This window comes from Ruminococcus champanellensis 18P13 = JCM 17042 (genome assembly GCF_000210095.1).
GTDB classification, from domain to species: domain Bacteria; phylum Bacillota; class Clostridia; order Oscillospirales; family Ruminococcaceae; genus Ruminococcus_F; species Ruminococcus_F champanellensis.
In genome coordinates this window covers 728,594-744,392 of the sequence record NC_021039.1, presented here as the reverse complement: position 1 = coordinate 744,392, position 15,799 = coordinate 728,594, and the positions used below count along the sequence as shown (strand labels likewise).

Below are 15,799 nucleotides of genomic sequence, written 5' to 3'. Positions count from 1 at the left end.
AGCCGTAACAAACCGCTCAAAACTGACAACTGCTATTTTAGAGAACGACGAGACGCAGCCGAATCTCGGACTTACCGGAACCGGTCAGGATGTTTCTTTCATGCGAAGCACTCTGATTCAAACAGGGGTGTTGCAGCAAAATGAGAGAAAAGCTTTGTTTTCAGCTGAAAACGCAGAGGAAAGTATTCGATATGTACTTGATGTGATTCGTGCATTCTTCCAATCAACCGCTACTGAAGGAGAACGCTCTCTAGGGGAACTCTATACTCAGCTTGTAGATCATCAACATGGTATCGGAATGAAGAAAGGCGCCATACCTGTCTATATTGCAGTTGTTCTCCATGAAATAAAGAAAGACTTGATTATTAAGTCTAACGGAGTAGAGGTGAAAATCAACTCCGACACTTTAAACAGCATAAATGAAAAGCCTGACATTTTCTCTGTCCTTATGGAAGACTGGGATCAGGATAAGAAAGACTATTTATCTGCTTTAGATGAGCTCTTTACGGACCATATCATTGAAAAAGAACGCGCACTGAATAGCTTTTCTTATATCGTGAGTGCTATGGATCGGTGGTATCTTGCTCTTCCTAAGTGCGCTAGAGAAATGCAGAGGAGATACGCTAATGATAAATCCATCTCAAAAAAGCATAAGGCATTCTTCCATCTGCTGAAAGCTGTCAAAAGCAATGCAAGAGACTATTTGATTATTCAACTTCCCAATGCTTTTGAAGAAACGCTTGCAAGTGAAACCGTTTCTGATCAGATTAAAAGCTGCAAGCAAGAACTTGATCAGGCGAAGGATGAGCTGATTAAGCGTGTTATCAAAGAAATCAGCAGTATTTTTGGAGCTACTGCAGGGATGTCTTTGAAGAACCTCCTTACTGAATGGTATGAGAGCTTATCAAAGAATACTACGCAGAATCTCTTTGCTACAATGAAAATGCTGTATTAAAACTTATTTCAACAGTAACAAACGATGAGCACATGTTTGCAGAGAGGATAGCAAAAGCTGTTACTGGACTAAGAATTGATGATTGGAACAATTCTATTCTTGAACAGTTCATAACCTCTTTGCAGCAATTTAAAAACACGGTAGAAGACTTTGATTCGACTGCCGATCAGCGTCAAGACGTAAAAGGAAAGCAGTATAAGATTGTTACTGTTAACGAAAACGGTGAAGAAGAAATCAAGAGCTTTGATCGTGTAGAGTACAGCAGAAGAGCTGAATTGCTTTACAGAGATATTACTGGTGCAATTTCGGATATGGGACAGTCTATTTCCGAGCAAGAAAAAAGACAGGTTCTATTTGAGATTTTAGAGAGCCTGTGCTAATGTGAGGGATTAACGTGCAGGAACACATCGCTTATTTTGACAATGCAGCAACTTCATTTCCAAAGCCAAAGGCAGTCTATCAGGCTATGGATGATTGCGCTCGTAACTATGGTGTAAGTATGGGGCGAGGACAGCATTTGTTGTCCGCTAGAGCCTCTTTTGTTGCTGATGAAACAAGAGAATTACTATTGCGGCTTTTTCACTGCTCAAATAAAAAAATTGTATTTACAAATACAGCAACAGAAGCTCTTAATATAATACTGACTTCACAAATTATTCCAGATGGCGGTACTGTATATATTTCCCCATTTGAACATAATGCGGTTACTAGAACATTGCATCATCTATCTAAAGAGAAGAATATTAAGGTTATTCAGTTATTTGTCAATCAAGATACTCTCAGATATGACCTGAAAGCAATTCAATTGCAATTTCAGAAAGAACCGCCACACTGTGTTGTCATAAGTCATGCAAGCAATGTTACAGGGGCTGTAGCGCCGATTCATGACATTTTCTCGCTTGCTAAACATTTTAGTGCAGTTACTGTGGCGGATATGTGTCAAACAGCAGGGCTGATTGATACGGATATCAGCAGTTCCGATTTTGACTATGTGGTATTCGCTGGTCACAAAACGCTCTATGGTCCACTCGGTATTTCTGGTTTTATCTGTCAGTATCCTGAGCAGCTTCCTCCTTTGATTTATGGAGGAACAGGAATTGAATCCGCTAATCAGGAAATGCCAGTTTCTTCGCCTGAGCGCTTTGAAGCAGGAAGTCACAGTTCCATTGCTATCGCAGGCCTTAATGCTTCTTTAAAATGGCTTCTTGAAACAGGTATCCCCAATATCTACGACCGGGAGCAAGAAAACAAAAGACGCTTAATAGACCTTTTAACTCAGTACGACAATATACGTATATTACACGCCGAAAAGCAGATAGGCTTAGTTTCTTGCTTATTTGATCGGTATAGCAGCGATGAGATTGGACAGGTTCTGAGTGAACAACATATCGCATTTCGCAGCGGACTGCATTGCGCTCCTTACGCGCATCGATTTATTAATACATTCCCTGCTGGAACGGTTCGATTCAGTGTGGGGTATTTTAACTCGGATGAAGACTTTAGTATGTTGGATCATGCATTACAATATATATATGAGAATAGTTAGGCGGTGAAATTATGAGTTTCCTGGATCTCACCCTCAAGCCTGAATATAGATCACGGCTTGATGATGTAGTTAATGATTTTTACACTCCTGTATTAAATGAAGCAGTAATGTATAAACGTGCAGTTGGCTTTTTTTCCTCATCTGCTCTGTCCGCAATTGCACTTGGTATCAAGGGATTATTAAAGAATGACGGCCAAATTCAAATAATAGCTTCGCCACGATTATCTGAAGAAGATATTACAGCTATAAATGAAGGGCTAAGAAAAAAAGATGAAGTTATTAAAGAAGCACTTCTTAGAGAATTACAAGAGCCTAAGGGAAGATTTGAAGAGCTACGCCTTAATCTCCTTTGTAATCTAATCGCAGCGGGGAAACTCGAAATTAGAATTGCATTTATGGATGAAGAGGGAGAGATTGGCTTATTTCACGAGAAACTAGGCTTAATGATTGATGAGGAAGATAATGTTATTGCATTCTCCGGATCAATGAATGAAAGCGAAACTGCCTTTAAGATAAATTATGAAGCGTTTGATGTTTTCACTTCATGGAGCCATGATGCAGATCGTGTTCTTAGTAAACAATCGGCATTTACTGCTATGTGGAACGATTATGAGCCTGGTATAAAAGTAATGAGTTTCCCTGAGATTTCAGAAGAATTATTGACAAGATATCGCCGTACAGATACGATAAAGTCTGCTATAGAGGAATTCAACGCCCCAGTAGTTAACGATTTATCTCTTAATGTAGAAGGTCCTCACGTTCCGCCTACGGTTCAAATGCGCTCTTATCAAGAAAAAGCTATTCTAAACTGGGAACAGCATAATTATCAGGGAATATTTGATATGGCTACAGGCGCAGGAAAGACATATACTGCTCTTGCCGCAATTGCTCATTTATATAAAGCAAAAGAAAGAAATCTTGCCGTTATAATTATTTGCCCATATCAACATCTCGTGGAACAGTGGAAAGACGATGTTGAAGCTTTTGGCATGAAACCGATAATTTGCTATTCAGCATCTTCTCAAAAAAACTGGCGAGATCGTCTCAAGAATGCGGTTACAAGTTTCAATCTTGGTGTAAAAAAACACTTTTGCATGCTTTGTACTAATGCAACATTTTCTTTAGACGACGTTCAGCAACAGATGATAAAACTTCAAGGAAACATTGTTATTGTCGTTGATGAAGCCCATAATTTTGGTGCTGAGAAACTAAGTCGCTCCCTGCTTCAGCATTTCCCATATCGTTTGGCTTTATCTGCAACCATTGATCGTCACGGTGATCCGGAAGGAACGCAAAAGCTATACGATTATTTTGGAGAGAAGTGTATAACATATACACTCCAAGAAGCAATTGATAGTCATATGTTGACACCATATTATTATCACCCTTCTGTTGTTGCTCTTAATGAAACTGAACTTCAAGAATATATGGACTTGACTGTGAAAATCAGAAAAAACAGTCATGTTCTATCTGATGGCAAAATTGAACTAAGCGAATATGCTAAAATGCTGTTAATCAAACGCGCCCGTCTCGTTGCAGGTGCGAACGGTAAATTGGAAGCTTTACGCAATGATATTCAGGAATACATAGATCAATCACATATTTTAGTATACTGTGGGGCAACTACTCTTCATGATGCAGACTATAGTGAAAAACACCCTTCTCAAGATGAAGCAAAACAAATTGACATAGTCGTTGATATGTTAGGTAATCAGCTTGGTATGAGAGTAAGTAAATTCACATCTGAAGAAAAGAGCGATGAACGCGAACGAATTAAGGAAGAATTTGCGGAAGGAAAACATTTACAAGCATTAGTAGCTATTCGATGCTTAGATGAAGGTGTTAATATTCCTAACATCAGTACGGCATTTATTCTGGCGAGCAGCACTAACCCAAAGGAATATGTTCAAAGACGCGGCCGAGTCTTAAGAAATTCACCTGGAAAACAGTACGCTCATATTTACGACTATATAACCCTTCCGATTCCGCTCGATTGTGTTTCACAATATGATGCAGAGACAATTGAAGGGGTTCAATCATTAGCAAAGCGTGAGATTTCTCGTATGGTTGATTTTTCTTCTATTGCAGAGAACCCATATGAATCAGATCAACTTATAAGTGAAATCCGACAAGCTTACGACATTATTCCCGAAATGGAGGATGAATATGATGAAGTCTAACCCGCAGGAACTTGATGAAAAGCGCTTAAGTGCAATGAAGGTCAAAATTCTCGAAGCGGAGATGAAAAATCTCAAAACCAGAGAAAAAAACAATGACCAGATGGTGGAAACGATTACAAAAATAATCAGCAACGAAGCTGGAAAAAAGTATTAAGGAGAACGCCATGTTAATAAAAACTTTGCGAATGGAGAATTTTCGTCAATTCAAAGGCACTACTAATGTTTCCTTCTCTGTTGATCCAAAGCAGAATGTTACTGTTATACTTGGAGACAATACTTTCGGTAAAACAACACTTCTACAAGCATTCAATTGGTGCTTCTACGGTATAGCAAAATTTGATCATAATCCGGATATGCTGTTGAATCTGGAGATTGCATCCGAAATGCGTGAAGGAGACAAGCGGATAGTTGAAGTGGAAATCACTGTTATTCATCAAGATGTTGAGTACGTCATTTCCCGTACCCAGAACTACTACTTTGAAAGAGGAAAGGCTGTTGGAGAAAGAGAAGCATTAGCCAAAGTATCATATAAGCAGGAAAATGGCGAGATGGAGCCAATTAAGGCATCACAAGTAAAAAACATGATAAACACAATTCTCCCAGAGGATCTTTCAACATATTTCTTCTTTGATACAGAACGTGTTAGTAGCATTAGCACTCGTAAGGATGTTGCAGAAGCTGTTAAAGGGTTATTAGGTCTTGCGCCAATTGACAATGCAGTACATCATCTTGGAGATAGAACCAAGAAAACTTCTGTAATTGGTCGCCTTTATGGGAGCATGGATTTGGATGGTGATTCTCGAGCACAAGATGCGCTAAATCGCATTCGGATTGCAAGAGAAAAAAGAGACGCTATTTCCGCCCAAATTGAGGAGTGTAATTCTCAGATAAACAGCTACGAAGCAAAGAAGGATCAGTTAGAAACAATTCTCCGAGATAATGAAGAATCTGCTAGACTCCAGCGTGAAAAGGAAAAACTCGAAAAGTTGCTTATTGCTGAAAAATCTAATCTCGATGAGAAAATCGCATTATTCTTTAAAGAGTTTAGTAATGGAGCATTAGCGTTTTTCTCTCAATCGCTTGTTAGAAGAACTAGCGAATTTTTGAAAGAGGTAAAGGTAGATGACAAGGGCGTCGTTGACTTAACCGCCCCAACCATTCTTGAACTTCTAAGACGAGGTAGATGTATATGCGGTGCGGAAATAACTGAAGGAAATGATGCTTACTGTCATCTTAAGGAAGAATTAGCGTATGTTCCGCCTGAGAATATCGGAAATACTGTTCGACACTATCGAGATAAGCTTTCTAATTTTTCAAGATCAGCTGATACAACATATGACAGTATTACCAATAGATATGCAGAAATCCACAGACTTATGGATCGCATTCAGGATATGGAAGATGATTTGCAGAGAATCAGTGAAAGCATAAAAGATACTGAAAACATGGCTCAATACGAAGCAGATCTTCTTGATACCAAAAAGAGGCTCCGTGAACTAAACGCTAAGAAAGAAAGACTCATTCGTGATGATGGCTCATACAAGCAAACCATAGATAGTTGTCAAAAACTCTATGATAGCTTGGTGGCTGTATCCGGAAAAAACAAGCAGATTATGGAATTGATTTCTTATGCAGAGTCAGTGAGAGAATGGTTTGCGACAACATATAAAGAAAAGGAACATGATATCAGAGAACAGCTAGAAGATAAAGTTAATGATATATTTGAGCGTATGTATCATGGACATCGTAGAGTTGCCATTGACATGAGATATCAAGTTTCTCTCTTAACTACTATTGCGGACAAGGAAGTTGCTGCAGGAGAATCAGAAGGTTCAAATCGCGTTAAGAACTTTGCTTTTATAGCAGGTCTTGTTGCACTTGCAAAAGAAAAAATTATAGCTGACAGCGGTGAGGCTGGTATACCAATTCCAACTGAACCATATCCACTCGTCATGGACGCTCCTTTTTCTAATGCTGACGAAACACATACTGCGAATATCTCGAAAGTACTTCCAGAGGTAGCGGAGCAAGTTATCATGTTTGTTATGCAGAAGGATTGGAATTATGCGCAGCCGGTTATGGCAAATAAAATTGGGGCCACCTACCACCTGCAGAAGCAGTCCGAAACTTATACCGTCTTGAATTAAGGAGGGCTAGATATGTTTGATAGAGACTATACAATAACAGGAAAACATGCAACTTTTCTGAAGTTTCTGGCGGTAAAGAACTCAAAAGAAGATGAGGCAGATGTTCCCAAGAGCTCAGCGAAGCTTCTAGAGCGGTATATTGATGTTTATATGAATGCAGCTGTATGGGGCATTTTGTATTCCAAACGAGCACCAAAAGATACAGACTCAAAAGATCGTGCCAGAATATATGCGGATGCTTATTCAGCAGAACATGCAAACTGTGAATTTCTTTATCGTTTAGTAATGTTGTTAGATGAAAGTGTTGAGCTAACGCCTTCAGAGCGTGTTGATCGCGCATTTCGCTATGATTCGGATGAAAGCAAAAAGGAAGAAGCTCAACAGTGCATGGAGTTGTTTCACGAGTATGTTCGTGGTGGGCTTGAATTAATGTATGAGCAGTTTACGGATGGATGTATTAATAGAATTGATTATATGGAACGAGTCTACGAAGTAATGACTACTTTTAAGCGAGAATATGAGGGTTTCTCCTATGATGAAGCCTTAGCAAAACTTATGAAATGACCCCAAAGGAAGTGGTGGTGAAATGATCTTTGACAATGAACTATTCTATGAACGCATACTAGAATTGTGCCGTGTTGCTGGGATCACCACTACTTCCTTTCCATTAACACACAATCAATCTCCAAAACAAGTTGTATACATAGAATCAGAGAAAGATATATTATTAACAGCATATCAAAGAAAGCAGTTAGCTTCTATAGAGTATGTATCCCATTTATTTGATATTCCATCAGATGCATTCGATGATACAACGGAAAAGAATAAGATTTCATTTTATTCTGTCGTTCTTTCATCGACACTTTCTGAGCGAAGTCAGCTGGCAGCTGATACACATGCTTTTTTGCACACTTCGTTCGGAAGTGAAGTTTCTATTGTTTTCTATAAACATGATGATTATACAATGCTATCAATGAGTGGTTTTGGTCATCAGAGTATTCTTTCTGACTGGTTTAGTTTGTATGATGAACTCGATGATTTATTATATAAACTTGATATTTCTAATTTTAGTATCAAATCTAGCAAAGCTTTTTATATTGATTTTGTCTATAACTGTGCGCGTTGGTATTACACACATCCATATAGCTATGACTATGCAGCTTTAGAATTATTTCCTGTTGATTACTTTAAAGAGAATGACATTCATGATATCGAGCAAGAGCAACTAGAAGAGTTAATCCGTCAGATTAAGAATAGAGCAGTAATAGAATATGGTGACGACTATGTTGATCAGGATGACATTACAGTTACAGTTACAAGTGATTACAATCTTGATTTGGAGCTCTTACTTCTCGATATTGATGATGAAGCGCAAGAACAAAATCCTTTTGGTGAAGACCCATATGAAGATGATTATCCAGAAGATGATCTTGATGAGTATGAATACGCGGACATAGATTCAGAACTGTTTAATGATCCTATTCTTTTAATGAAATGGCTAGAAAAGCAAGATAAACAAGGATGATAAAAATGCTTGAAAACAATAATACGGAGGAATTTCATCATGATCACCATTAAGCAGATCAGTATTACTGATTTATCTACTGATGCCATCGTAAATGCAGCAAATGAGCATCTTCAAGCTGGAGGTGGCGTATGCGGTGCAATTTTCAGCGCAGCTGGATATGATAAACTACAAGCAGCTTGTGATGTCTTCAAGCACTGCGATACAGGTTCCGCTGTCATTACTAGTGGCTTTGACCTTAAGGCGAAATATATCATCCATGCTGTCGGTCCGATCTGGCGCGGTGGTCAGAATGGAGAGCCGCAAGCACTATACAATGCCTATAAACGTTCTCTGGAGCTTGCTACTGAAAACGGGTGCCATTCTATCGGATTTCCATTAATCTCTGCCGGAATCTACGGCTACCCGCTTGAAGATGCATGGAGACAAGCTATCCATGCATGCAGGGACTTCGAGAATAGTTCAACTCATAGCATAGAGATAATTTTTGCAGTATTAGATAAACGAATCATTGACACTGGTATTGAGATTTTGAACGAATTGAATTCTTCAAGCAGCAGCCTTTTATTCGAGAACCTTTTAATATCCGGTCGTCAGGTTGAAGCAGTATTCTTTCATCTACCAAATGAACTCTATGGTTTTCTGAGCAATTGGTATATGTCGCCGTTTGATCTTGACGGTGTTCATTATTCCTCGATGGAGCAGTATATCATGTATCAGAAGTGTGTTCTCTTCGGCGACCAAGCCACAGCAAAGAAAGTGTTGCTGACTGATGATCCTTCGGAACAGCAAAAGCTCGGCAAACTCTGCACCGGTTATATCAATGGTGTTTGGGCTGGCGCAAGACAAGCAATCGCGATGCGCGGACTGCTTGCAAAGTTCAATCAGAACGCTGATTTGAGAGAACGACTTATCAATACAAAGGAAGCCTATCTCGTTGAGTGCGCTCACAGTGATAAAATCTGGGCTTGTGGTATCCGTTTGAATGAATCGGAACGCTTTGATGCAACTAAATGGACTGGACAGAATATCCTCGGCTTTGCTTTGATGGCGGTTCGAGAAATTATCCAAGAGAACCATGAAGTAAATAATACCAGAAGTATCGACAAATTCCATGGCTGTCTTATTGGCGGAGCTGCTGGTGACGCATTGGGCTATGCGGTAGAATTCATGCATGAGAACCAGATTATCTCCAAATATGGAAATGACGGAATCACAGAGTATGAACTAAAAAATGGTGTCGCTGAGATTTCTGATGATACGCAAATGACTTTGTTTACAGCAAATGGTCTGCTCTTTGGTACTACGCGTGGAATGACAAGAGGTATCATGGGCGACTATGAAAGCTATATCCAGATCATGTATCAAAACTGGTATAGGACGCAAAAAGAGACTTACCCAATTCAGGAAGATTATCTTTGTTCATGGCTAATGAATATCCCAGCGCTATTTAGTCGCCGTGCTCCAGGTAACACTTGTCTCTCTGCGATCAAGCAAGGAGCAGAAGGATCAACCGTTCATCCAATCAACGATAGTAAAGGCTGCGGCGGAGTAATGCGCGTTGCACCTATTGGTTTGTATTTTGTCAATAAACATCAGCAATTTGAAATGTCAGATAAACTCGGTGCAGAGGCGGCGGCATTGACACACGGGCATGATCTTGGTTTTATTCCGGCAGCAGCATTAGTTCATATTATTAGAGCGTTATTAGAAGAAAGAATTTCTCTGAAAGATGCTGTGAAGGACGCAATTGATGCTATGAGAAAACTGTTTCCTGATGCGAAACACATTAATGAGTTTACGGCAATCATGGAAAAATCAATCATGCTTTCCGATACAGCATCCGATGACCTGAATGCCATTCACCAATTGGGAGAAGGCTGGGTTGCCGAAGAAACATTAGCAATCGCTGTTTATTGTGCTTTGAAATACGAGCGAGATTTTGACAAGGCTATCCGCGTAGCGGTTAATCATAATGGCGACAGTGATTCTACTGGCGCAGTCTGCGGCAATATACTTGGAGCGTATCTTGGCTATGATGCGATTCCTCAGAAATACAAGGAGCATCTGGAATTGCATGATATTATCATAGAAATAGCAGATGATCTGTATAATGACTGTCGGATCAGTGAATATGATTCAAACCGCGATGAAGTGTGGGAAAGCAAGTACATATACGCTACTTATCCCGGTGGGAAACGTTAAGGTACTGTATCTACGGAGGTGAGTTCAATGAAACCAAAACTTTTCTTGATTGCCGCACTCTGCTTGTCCCTGACAGCTTGCGGAATGGACTCAAGCACTACTCCTGCGCAGCAGCCGACCGATCAGGTAACAGAGCAGACAACGCCTGCTGAAAGTGTATGCAGAGCAACTATCACAGAGATTAACGGTAATACGGTCACTGTTACCCCTGTGGACGGCTCATGGGAACTCAGCTCGGCAGATAAGTTTACGCTATCAGCATCTCTGCTTGACGAAGGAGTAACTCCGGCTGTTGGCATGACACTCGAAATCACCTATGATGGTAATATTCTGGAAATCTATCCTGCTATGTTCGGAAACATTCAGAAGGTCACTGTCGTTTCTGAGCCAGCCACAGCTTCTCTCTCAAACAAGGGAACGCTGATGAACGATCTTGAATATGAGATTGCTAAGGGAGATTCCTATAATTCAAAGTATAAGCAGCGTGGATACTGCGTTGATGTCGTAGACGGCAAGTATCAGTACACGATCTGCAGCGGAGAGCGTTCCACCGGCGGATATGGAATCAAGGTCACTGGCCTTGACTGCTTAGATTGCGGTACGGTGATCGTGACCGTAGAGGAAACAGCTCCGGCACAAGATGAAACTGTTACGGAAGCGTTTACTTATCCGAACTGCGCAATTACATTCTCACATGAGCCGCCTGACGGAATAATAATCAAGAACTCTTCCGGTTTTGAATATGAATGCCTGGGTATTCTTACTTCCACCCAGGATCTAAAAACACCACGTTATTCTCTTCCACGCAGAGCAATCATGGTCAACGGAACACTGTATGTTGATACTGGCTATGTTTCCAGCCTTGTGCGCTGCGGCATGCTTGATGGAACGATTGAAAAAGTTATCGACAGCAGTGAGATACCGGACGAGGACGGCGAAGCAAACTTCAATGCAGAAGGCTGGCAGTACGGTTTTGAGAAGGATACCCTCGATGTCCAGATTGGTAATGAATTCTGCATTTTCGCTGCAGAAGGTTCATATACAGCTGAAGATGGCTATATTCCGGAAGGTGTTATGCATTTCATGGCGACTGTTGACGAGGTAACGGACGATGGCTTTGTCATCGTGAAAACAGATACCCCGTCCGAACGATTCCCGCAGATCAAGAAAGATGTCAGATACAGGCTCAGCATGGAAGCCTATGATCCCGGTATCTATAACGGTGAACTCGCACCTGGAAATGTGCTCATTGTAGCATGCAAAGGCAATTTCGAGGGAGAGGATCCCGTGACAATCACCGATGTATACAGCTTTTCGCCTGTTGGCAGCAGTCCTTGTCAGCCGTATGATGCGAGCAAATAATAATCAGATAAAACTATAAAGGAGCGTTATTAGTATGAAAAGAATCGACATTGGAACAATTGTTGTTGATGACAATAATAATCAATACAGCATTATTGATGAAGTTGGAAGTGGGGGCTTTTCTCGTGTATATAAAGCAACGTGTAATGGTGGATTTTACGGAATCAAAGTATTGGATCATTTCGATTCAAAAAGCATCTATAGTTTAAAAAATGAGTTTGACATTGCAAGTAGGGTGGCGTCAGATCACGCTATAAAGTATTATTATTTGAATGAGCATGGTCATAATGACTATCCATGCTTTATTGTCATGGAATTTGCAGATGGTGGGAGTTTAGAAGATGAACTTAAAACTTTAGAGCGAATAGGAGCTTCGTATCCATCAGAAAAGCTTTTTGACATTTATATTCAGTTAATTGACGGAATGATTGATATTTGTCAAGAAGCAGTTCATAGAGATATAAAGCCCGCTAACATCTTAAAATCTAATGGAAAATATAAAATTAGTGATTATGGCTTGTCTAAGTATATTAATGAGGCAACAAGATCGGCATCGAAAACCATGAAAGGGTATGGTACAAAAGAGTACTACGCACCAGAATTGTGGGCTAATCCCGGTGAGCATGGTTTAAATAATATTCAAGTGGATATTTATGCAATGGGGATTGTGTTCTATCAGATTGCAAATAATAGGTATCCTTACAATGATACTGGAGACTACAGAACGATGCATATGACTGCGGCAATTAATCCGTTTAATTCTAATGTTGATACAGTTTTCAGAATCTCATAAATAAAATGATGGCTAAATCTACAACCGAACGTTTTAAATCATGGGAAGAAATAAAAAAATTCCTATCTGAATCTGATGCCGGAAAATGCGGTTCAAGAGATGCATTTGTAGACTTATTATTAAAGGATTCGGCTATGAGAAAGCAATCAATAGATTCCAAAGTTGCAAAACAAACGAAGGAAGAAAACGAAAGGATTGAAGCGTTCAGAAGACTTATCAGCCTGATTCAATCGAAAATTTACAATCCATTAATGCAGATTGTTGATAGCTTCAATCGAAATACTGCAAACGGTAAACTGAAATTAAGTAATATAGAAATAAACGATGAAGAGGAGACATTTTCTTTTCAGTACACAGTTGAACCTCTTTCAGAAGACGAAGACGAACGAGAAATTAGCTTTTGTTTTATGACAACTCCAATAGAAGAAACGCAGCCTCTTAGAGTGATTCCTACAACAGTGTATTATGATGAAGATGATAAAAACGAATTGCTTAACAATATTATTAATCCAAATCCACGAATTATCGAATACAAATACTTGAAAAGTAAGATATTGCTTTGGGGAGTAATTCAAGCAGACTGTGGGGTTGGTATAAATGTTGCTATTCTTGATAATCCAGCTGATCCTCTTTATGGAATTTTAAAAGTGTTCTTGCGAGTTCCTAATATTCATGGATGGAATTATTGGATTCCTATAGAAACAAAGGAACAATTAAAATCCGTTTGTCCTTATTTTCGCGAATATAATTACAGTACAAAAGTCGAAGACTTTGAATTTAACGTAATAAAGACACTTATACAGTTCAATATAACTTTTTCTTATGGTCAAATAAAAGATCCGAATGGTAATGGATTAATAGCGAAATTGTATTAAGAATGGCATAACATAATAATTCTAGTGCAGAGCTATTTTACACACAGCAAGCGTTAAGTAAGTATAATTATGAGTCTACATTTGTGAAGACATGGATTTCTTCCCTCCAACTACATAAGGTCGGGTGCTTTTAGTAAGTCAAAGCGCACTGTATCTCCGAGAGACACTGGACTTGTTTCCGAGAACGGTGAAAATCCATTCCACGATAATCTCATCATTTCTACATAAGAGAAAAAGTGCCGAATTTTCGGCACTTTTCTTATGCTCTTTATTTTTTCCTTGACATCAAAACTACGCACTCAACGTGTCCCGTTCTGGGGAACAGATCCACCGCCTGAACCTTCTGGGCGTGGTATCCCATCTTGTCCAGCAGTGCACAGTCCCGGGCGGCAGTGGCAGGATTACAGGAGATCATCACAATGCGCTGGGGTGCCATGCGGCACACTGCCTCCAGAGTCTGGGCATCACAGCCCTTTCGGGGCGGATCCAGCACGATCACATCCGGATGCTCTCCGCGCTGGGCAAGCTGCTGTGCCCACTGGGCTGCATCCCCCACATGAAAGTCGGCGTTTTCAATGCGATTCTCCCGGGCATTCCGGATGGCATTTTCCACCGCCTGGGGGATCACCTCTACCCCGGTCAGGTGCTTCACCCCATCCGCCATGGACAAGCCGATGGTACCGGTGCCACAGTACAGATCCAGCAAAGACTGGCGACCGTCCAGCTGCGCAAATTCCCGGGCAATGCCATACAGCCGCTCCGCCTGGGCAGTGTTCACCTGGTAAAAAGCATGGGGGGACAGCTCCACCCGGATGCCGCACATGGTATCCCGGATCGCCGCCTGCCCCAGCAGGGTTTCCGTCCGCTTACCCAAAATCACGTTGGTGCGTGCCGGATTCACATTCATGCAGATACTGGTCAATTGCGGAAACCGGTGTTGCAGTTGCTGACTTAAGGGCATCAGCTGTTCCCTTGCCGGACGGGTCACCACAAAGCAAAGCATGACTTCCCCGGAATGATACCCCTGCCGCAGGTACAGATGCCGCAGCAAGCCCGTCCCCCTCTGCTCGTCATAGGGCTGGAGCCCCTGCTGCCGGATGTGTTCCAGTGCTGCCTCCAGGATCTCACCGAACAAGGGCGGCTGCAAAGCACAATGGGTATAGGGAACGATCCGATGGCTCCGCTTGGCGTAAAAGCCGCAGACAGCCTGTCCGTTCTGCATGCCCACCGGGTACTGAGCCTTGTTCCGGTATCCTATTGGCGTATCACAACCCAGAATGGGCAAAAAAACAGGGTGCAGCCCGCCGATCCGGACAAACGCATCCTCCACCACCTGCTGTTTGACGTTGCATTCCGCCTGGTAGGTCATATGCCGGAAGGCGCATCCGCCGCAGGACGCATAAACCGGGCAATCCGGCTGAATCCGGTCCAGGGAAGGCTCCTCCAGCTGTTCGATGATGCCGAAGGCGTAGGTGGGCATGGCCTTGACGATTCTGCATTGCAGCTTGTCCCCAACGGCAGTCCGGGGGACGAACACCGCCTCCCCTTCGATCCTGCCGACCCCATTGCCCTCTGCCGTCATGCCGGTAATGGTCAGGGGTACAATTTCATTTTTCTTTCTCATGTCAGCGGCGCTCCACAATCTGCACAATAGGTGCTGTCTGATCGGTTTTGCCCGGCACAGAAAGGACAGGTCACGGTGCTGCCCTCTCCCAGTCCGGCACAAAGCTCTTCCAATTCCCTGCGCTTCCGGGTAATTTGCTCCACCAGAGACGCCGTATCCGGCTCCCGGCTGCGAACCAGGGCAAAATAGCTGGCTCTGCCCAGTTCCTCATACAGACCATTGAGTCGGTTCAGACACTTAGCCCGTTCCAGCCGAAGCCGGGAATAGGCAATGGCACTGCCGGTCTTTTCTGCGGCGGCATCGAACACTTTCCGGAGATCGCTCCAGGCATCATACTCCATAGTCGGCTCCTTCCATGATACGGCGGATTTGCTCCTTCTTCTCCATCAAGGCGTCAAACTGCCCAATGTACTCATAAGGAAATTTGTAATTCCGGATCCGGGTGATCTTCCCCTCCGGGCATACGAGCTTGGTGGACGCACCACAGCCTGCTCCGAAAATGGTCTGGGTCTCATCCATAATCAGAATATTGTACAGGCTTTCGTATCCGGGCTTTGCATAGCCCACGTTTTCCAGATTCTCCAGGG

The 15,799-nt window shown here is 41.8% G+C and carries 13 protein-coding genes and 2 pseudogenes; 12 read left to right on the top strand and 3 right to left on the bottom strand.

Going from position 1 to position 15,799, the window contains the following annotated elements; genetic code table 11:
- The 12 genes and pseudogenes from RUM_RS11940 to RUM_RS03235 form a co-directional block, all read left to right on the top strand.
- Positions 1–955: pseudogene (locus tag RUM_RS11940) on the top strand (hypothetical protein); the annotation flags it as partial.
- 32 nt (positions 956–987) lie between these two features.
- Positions 988–1,335 carry a hypothetical protein gene (locus RUM_RS11935; RefSeq protein ID WP_015557796.1) on the top strand — a complete coding sequence of 116 codons (348 nt, stop codon included), beginning with the start codon at positions 988–990 and terminating at the stop codon, positions 1,333–1,335.
- Between the two features lie 14 nt (positions 1,336–1,349).
- Positions 1,350–2,501, top strand: coding sequence for an aminotransferase class V-fold PLP-dependent enzyme (locus RUM_RS03275; RefSeq protein WP_242821744.1), 1,152 nt, complete (start codon positions 1,350–1,352; stop codon positions 2,499–2,501).
- A gap of 11 nt (positions 2,502–2,512) precedes the next feature.
- Entirely contained in the window at positions 2,513–4,681 is a 2,169-nt protein-coding gene (locus RUM_RS03270; protein WP_015557795.1) for a DEAD/DEAH box helicase family protein, read from the top strand.
- Complete coding sequence (locus RUM_RS12535; RefSeq protein ID WP_157864594.1) at positions 4,668–4,835, top strand: hypothetical protein; 168 nt, start codon at positions 4,668–4,670, stop codon at positions 4,833–4,835. The genes RUM_RS03270 and RUM_RS12535 overlap by 14 nt, the downstream gene beginning before the upstream one ends.
- Positions 4,836–4,845: 10 nt before the next feature.
- Positions 4,846–6,828, top strand: a complete 1,983-nt coding sequence (locus RUM_RS03265; protein WP_015557793.1) for an AAA family ATPase — start codon at positions 4,846–4,848, stop codon at positions 6,826–6,828.
- A gap of 12 nt (positions 6,829–6,840) precedes the next feature.
- Entirely contained in the window at positions 6,841–7,392 is a 552-nt protein-coding gene (locus RUM_RS03260; RefSeq protein WP_015557792.1) for a hypothetical protein, read from the top strand.
- A gap of 22 nt (positions 7,393–7,414) precedes the next feature.
- A complete protein-coding gene (locus RUM_RS03255; RefSeq protein WP_015557791.1) occupies positions 7,415–8,353 on the top strand; it encodes a hypothetical protein in 939 nt (312 codons plus the stop codon).
- A 39-nt stretch (positions 8,354–8,392) separates the two neighbouring features.
- On the top strand, positions 8,393–10,558 hold the full coding sequence (locus RUM_RS12315; protein ID WP_015557790.1) for an ADP-ribosylglycohydrolase family protein: 2,166 nt from the start codon (positions 8,393–8,395) through the stop codon (positions 10,556–10,558).
- 27 nt (positions 10,559–10,585) lie between these two features.
- On the top strand, positions 10,586–11,920 hold the full coding sequence (locus RUM_RS03245; RefSeq protein WP_015557789.1) for a protease complex subunit PrcB family protein: 1,335 nt from the start codon (positions 10,586–10,588) through the stop codon (positions 11,918–11,920).
- A gap of 34 nt (positions 11,921–11,954) precedes the next feature.
- The gene (locus RUM_RS03240) at positions 11,955–12,713 is read left to right on the top strand and encodes a protein kinase domain-containing protein (RefSeq protein WP_015557788.1); all 759 of its coding nucleotides are present in this window, start codon (positions 11,955–11,957) and stop codon (positions 12,711–12,713) included.
- A gap of 5 nt (positions 12,714–12,718) precedes the next feature.
- Entirely contained in the window at positions 12,719–13,588 is an 870-nt protein-coding gene (locus tag RUM_RS03235) for a hypothetical protein (protein WP_147645550.1), read from the top strand.
- A gap of 268 nt (positions 13,589–13,856) precedes the next feature.
- Here RUM_RS03235 and rlmD read toward each other — a convergent pair whose 3' ends face one another.
- The 3 genes and pseudogenes from rlmD to RUM_RS12815 form a co-directional block, all read right to left on the bottom strand.
- On the bottom strand, positions 13,857–15,212 hold the full coding sequence (gene rlmD / locus RUM_RS03230) for a 23S rRNA (uracil(1939)-C(5))-methyltransferase RlmD (RefSeq protein WP_015557786.1): 1,356 nt from the start codon (positions 15,210–15,212) through the stop codon (positions 13,857–13,859).
- On the bottom strand, positions 15,209–15,553 hold the full coding sequence (locus tag RUM_RS03225; RefSeq protein ID WP_015557785.1) for a hypothetical protein: 345 nt from the start codon (positions 15,551–15,553) through the stop codon (positions 15,209–15,211). The genes rlmD and RUM_RS03225 overlap by 4 nt, the downstream gene beginning before the upstream one ends.
- A pseudogene (locus RUM_RS12815) lies at positions 15,543–15,799 on the bottom strand (coproporphyrinogen dehydrogenase HemZ); the annotation flags it as partial. The pseudogene RUM_RS12815 and the gene RUM_RS03225, both read right to left, overlap by 11 nt.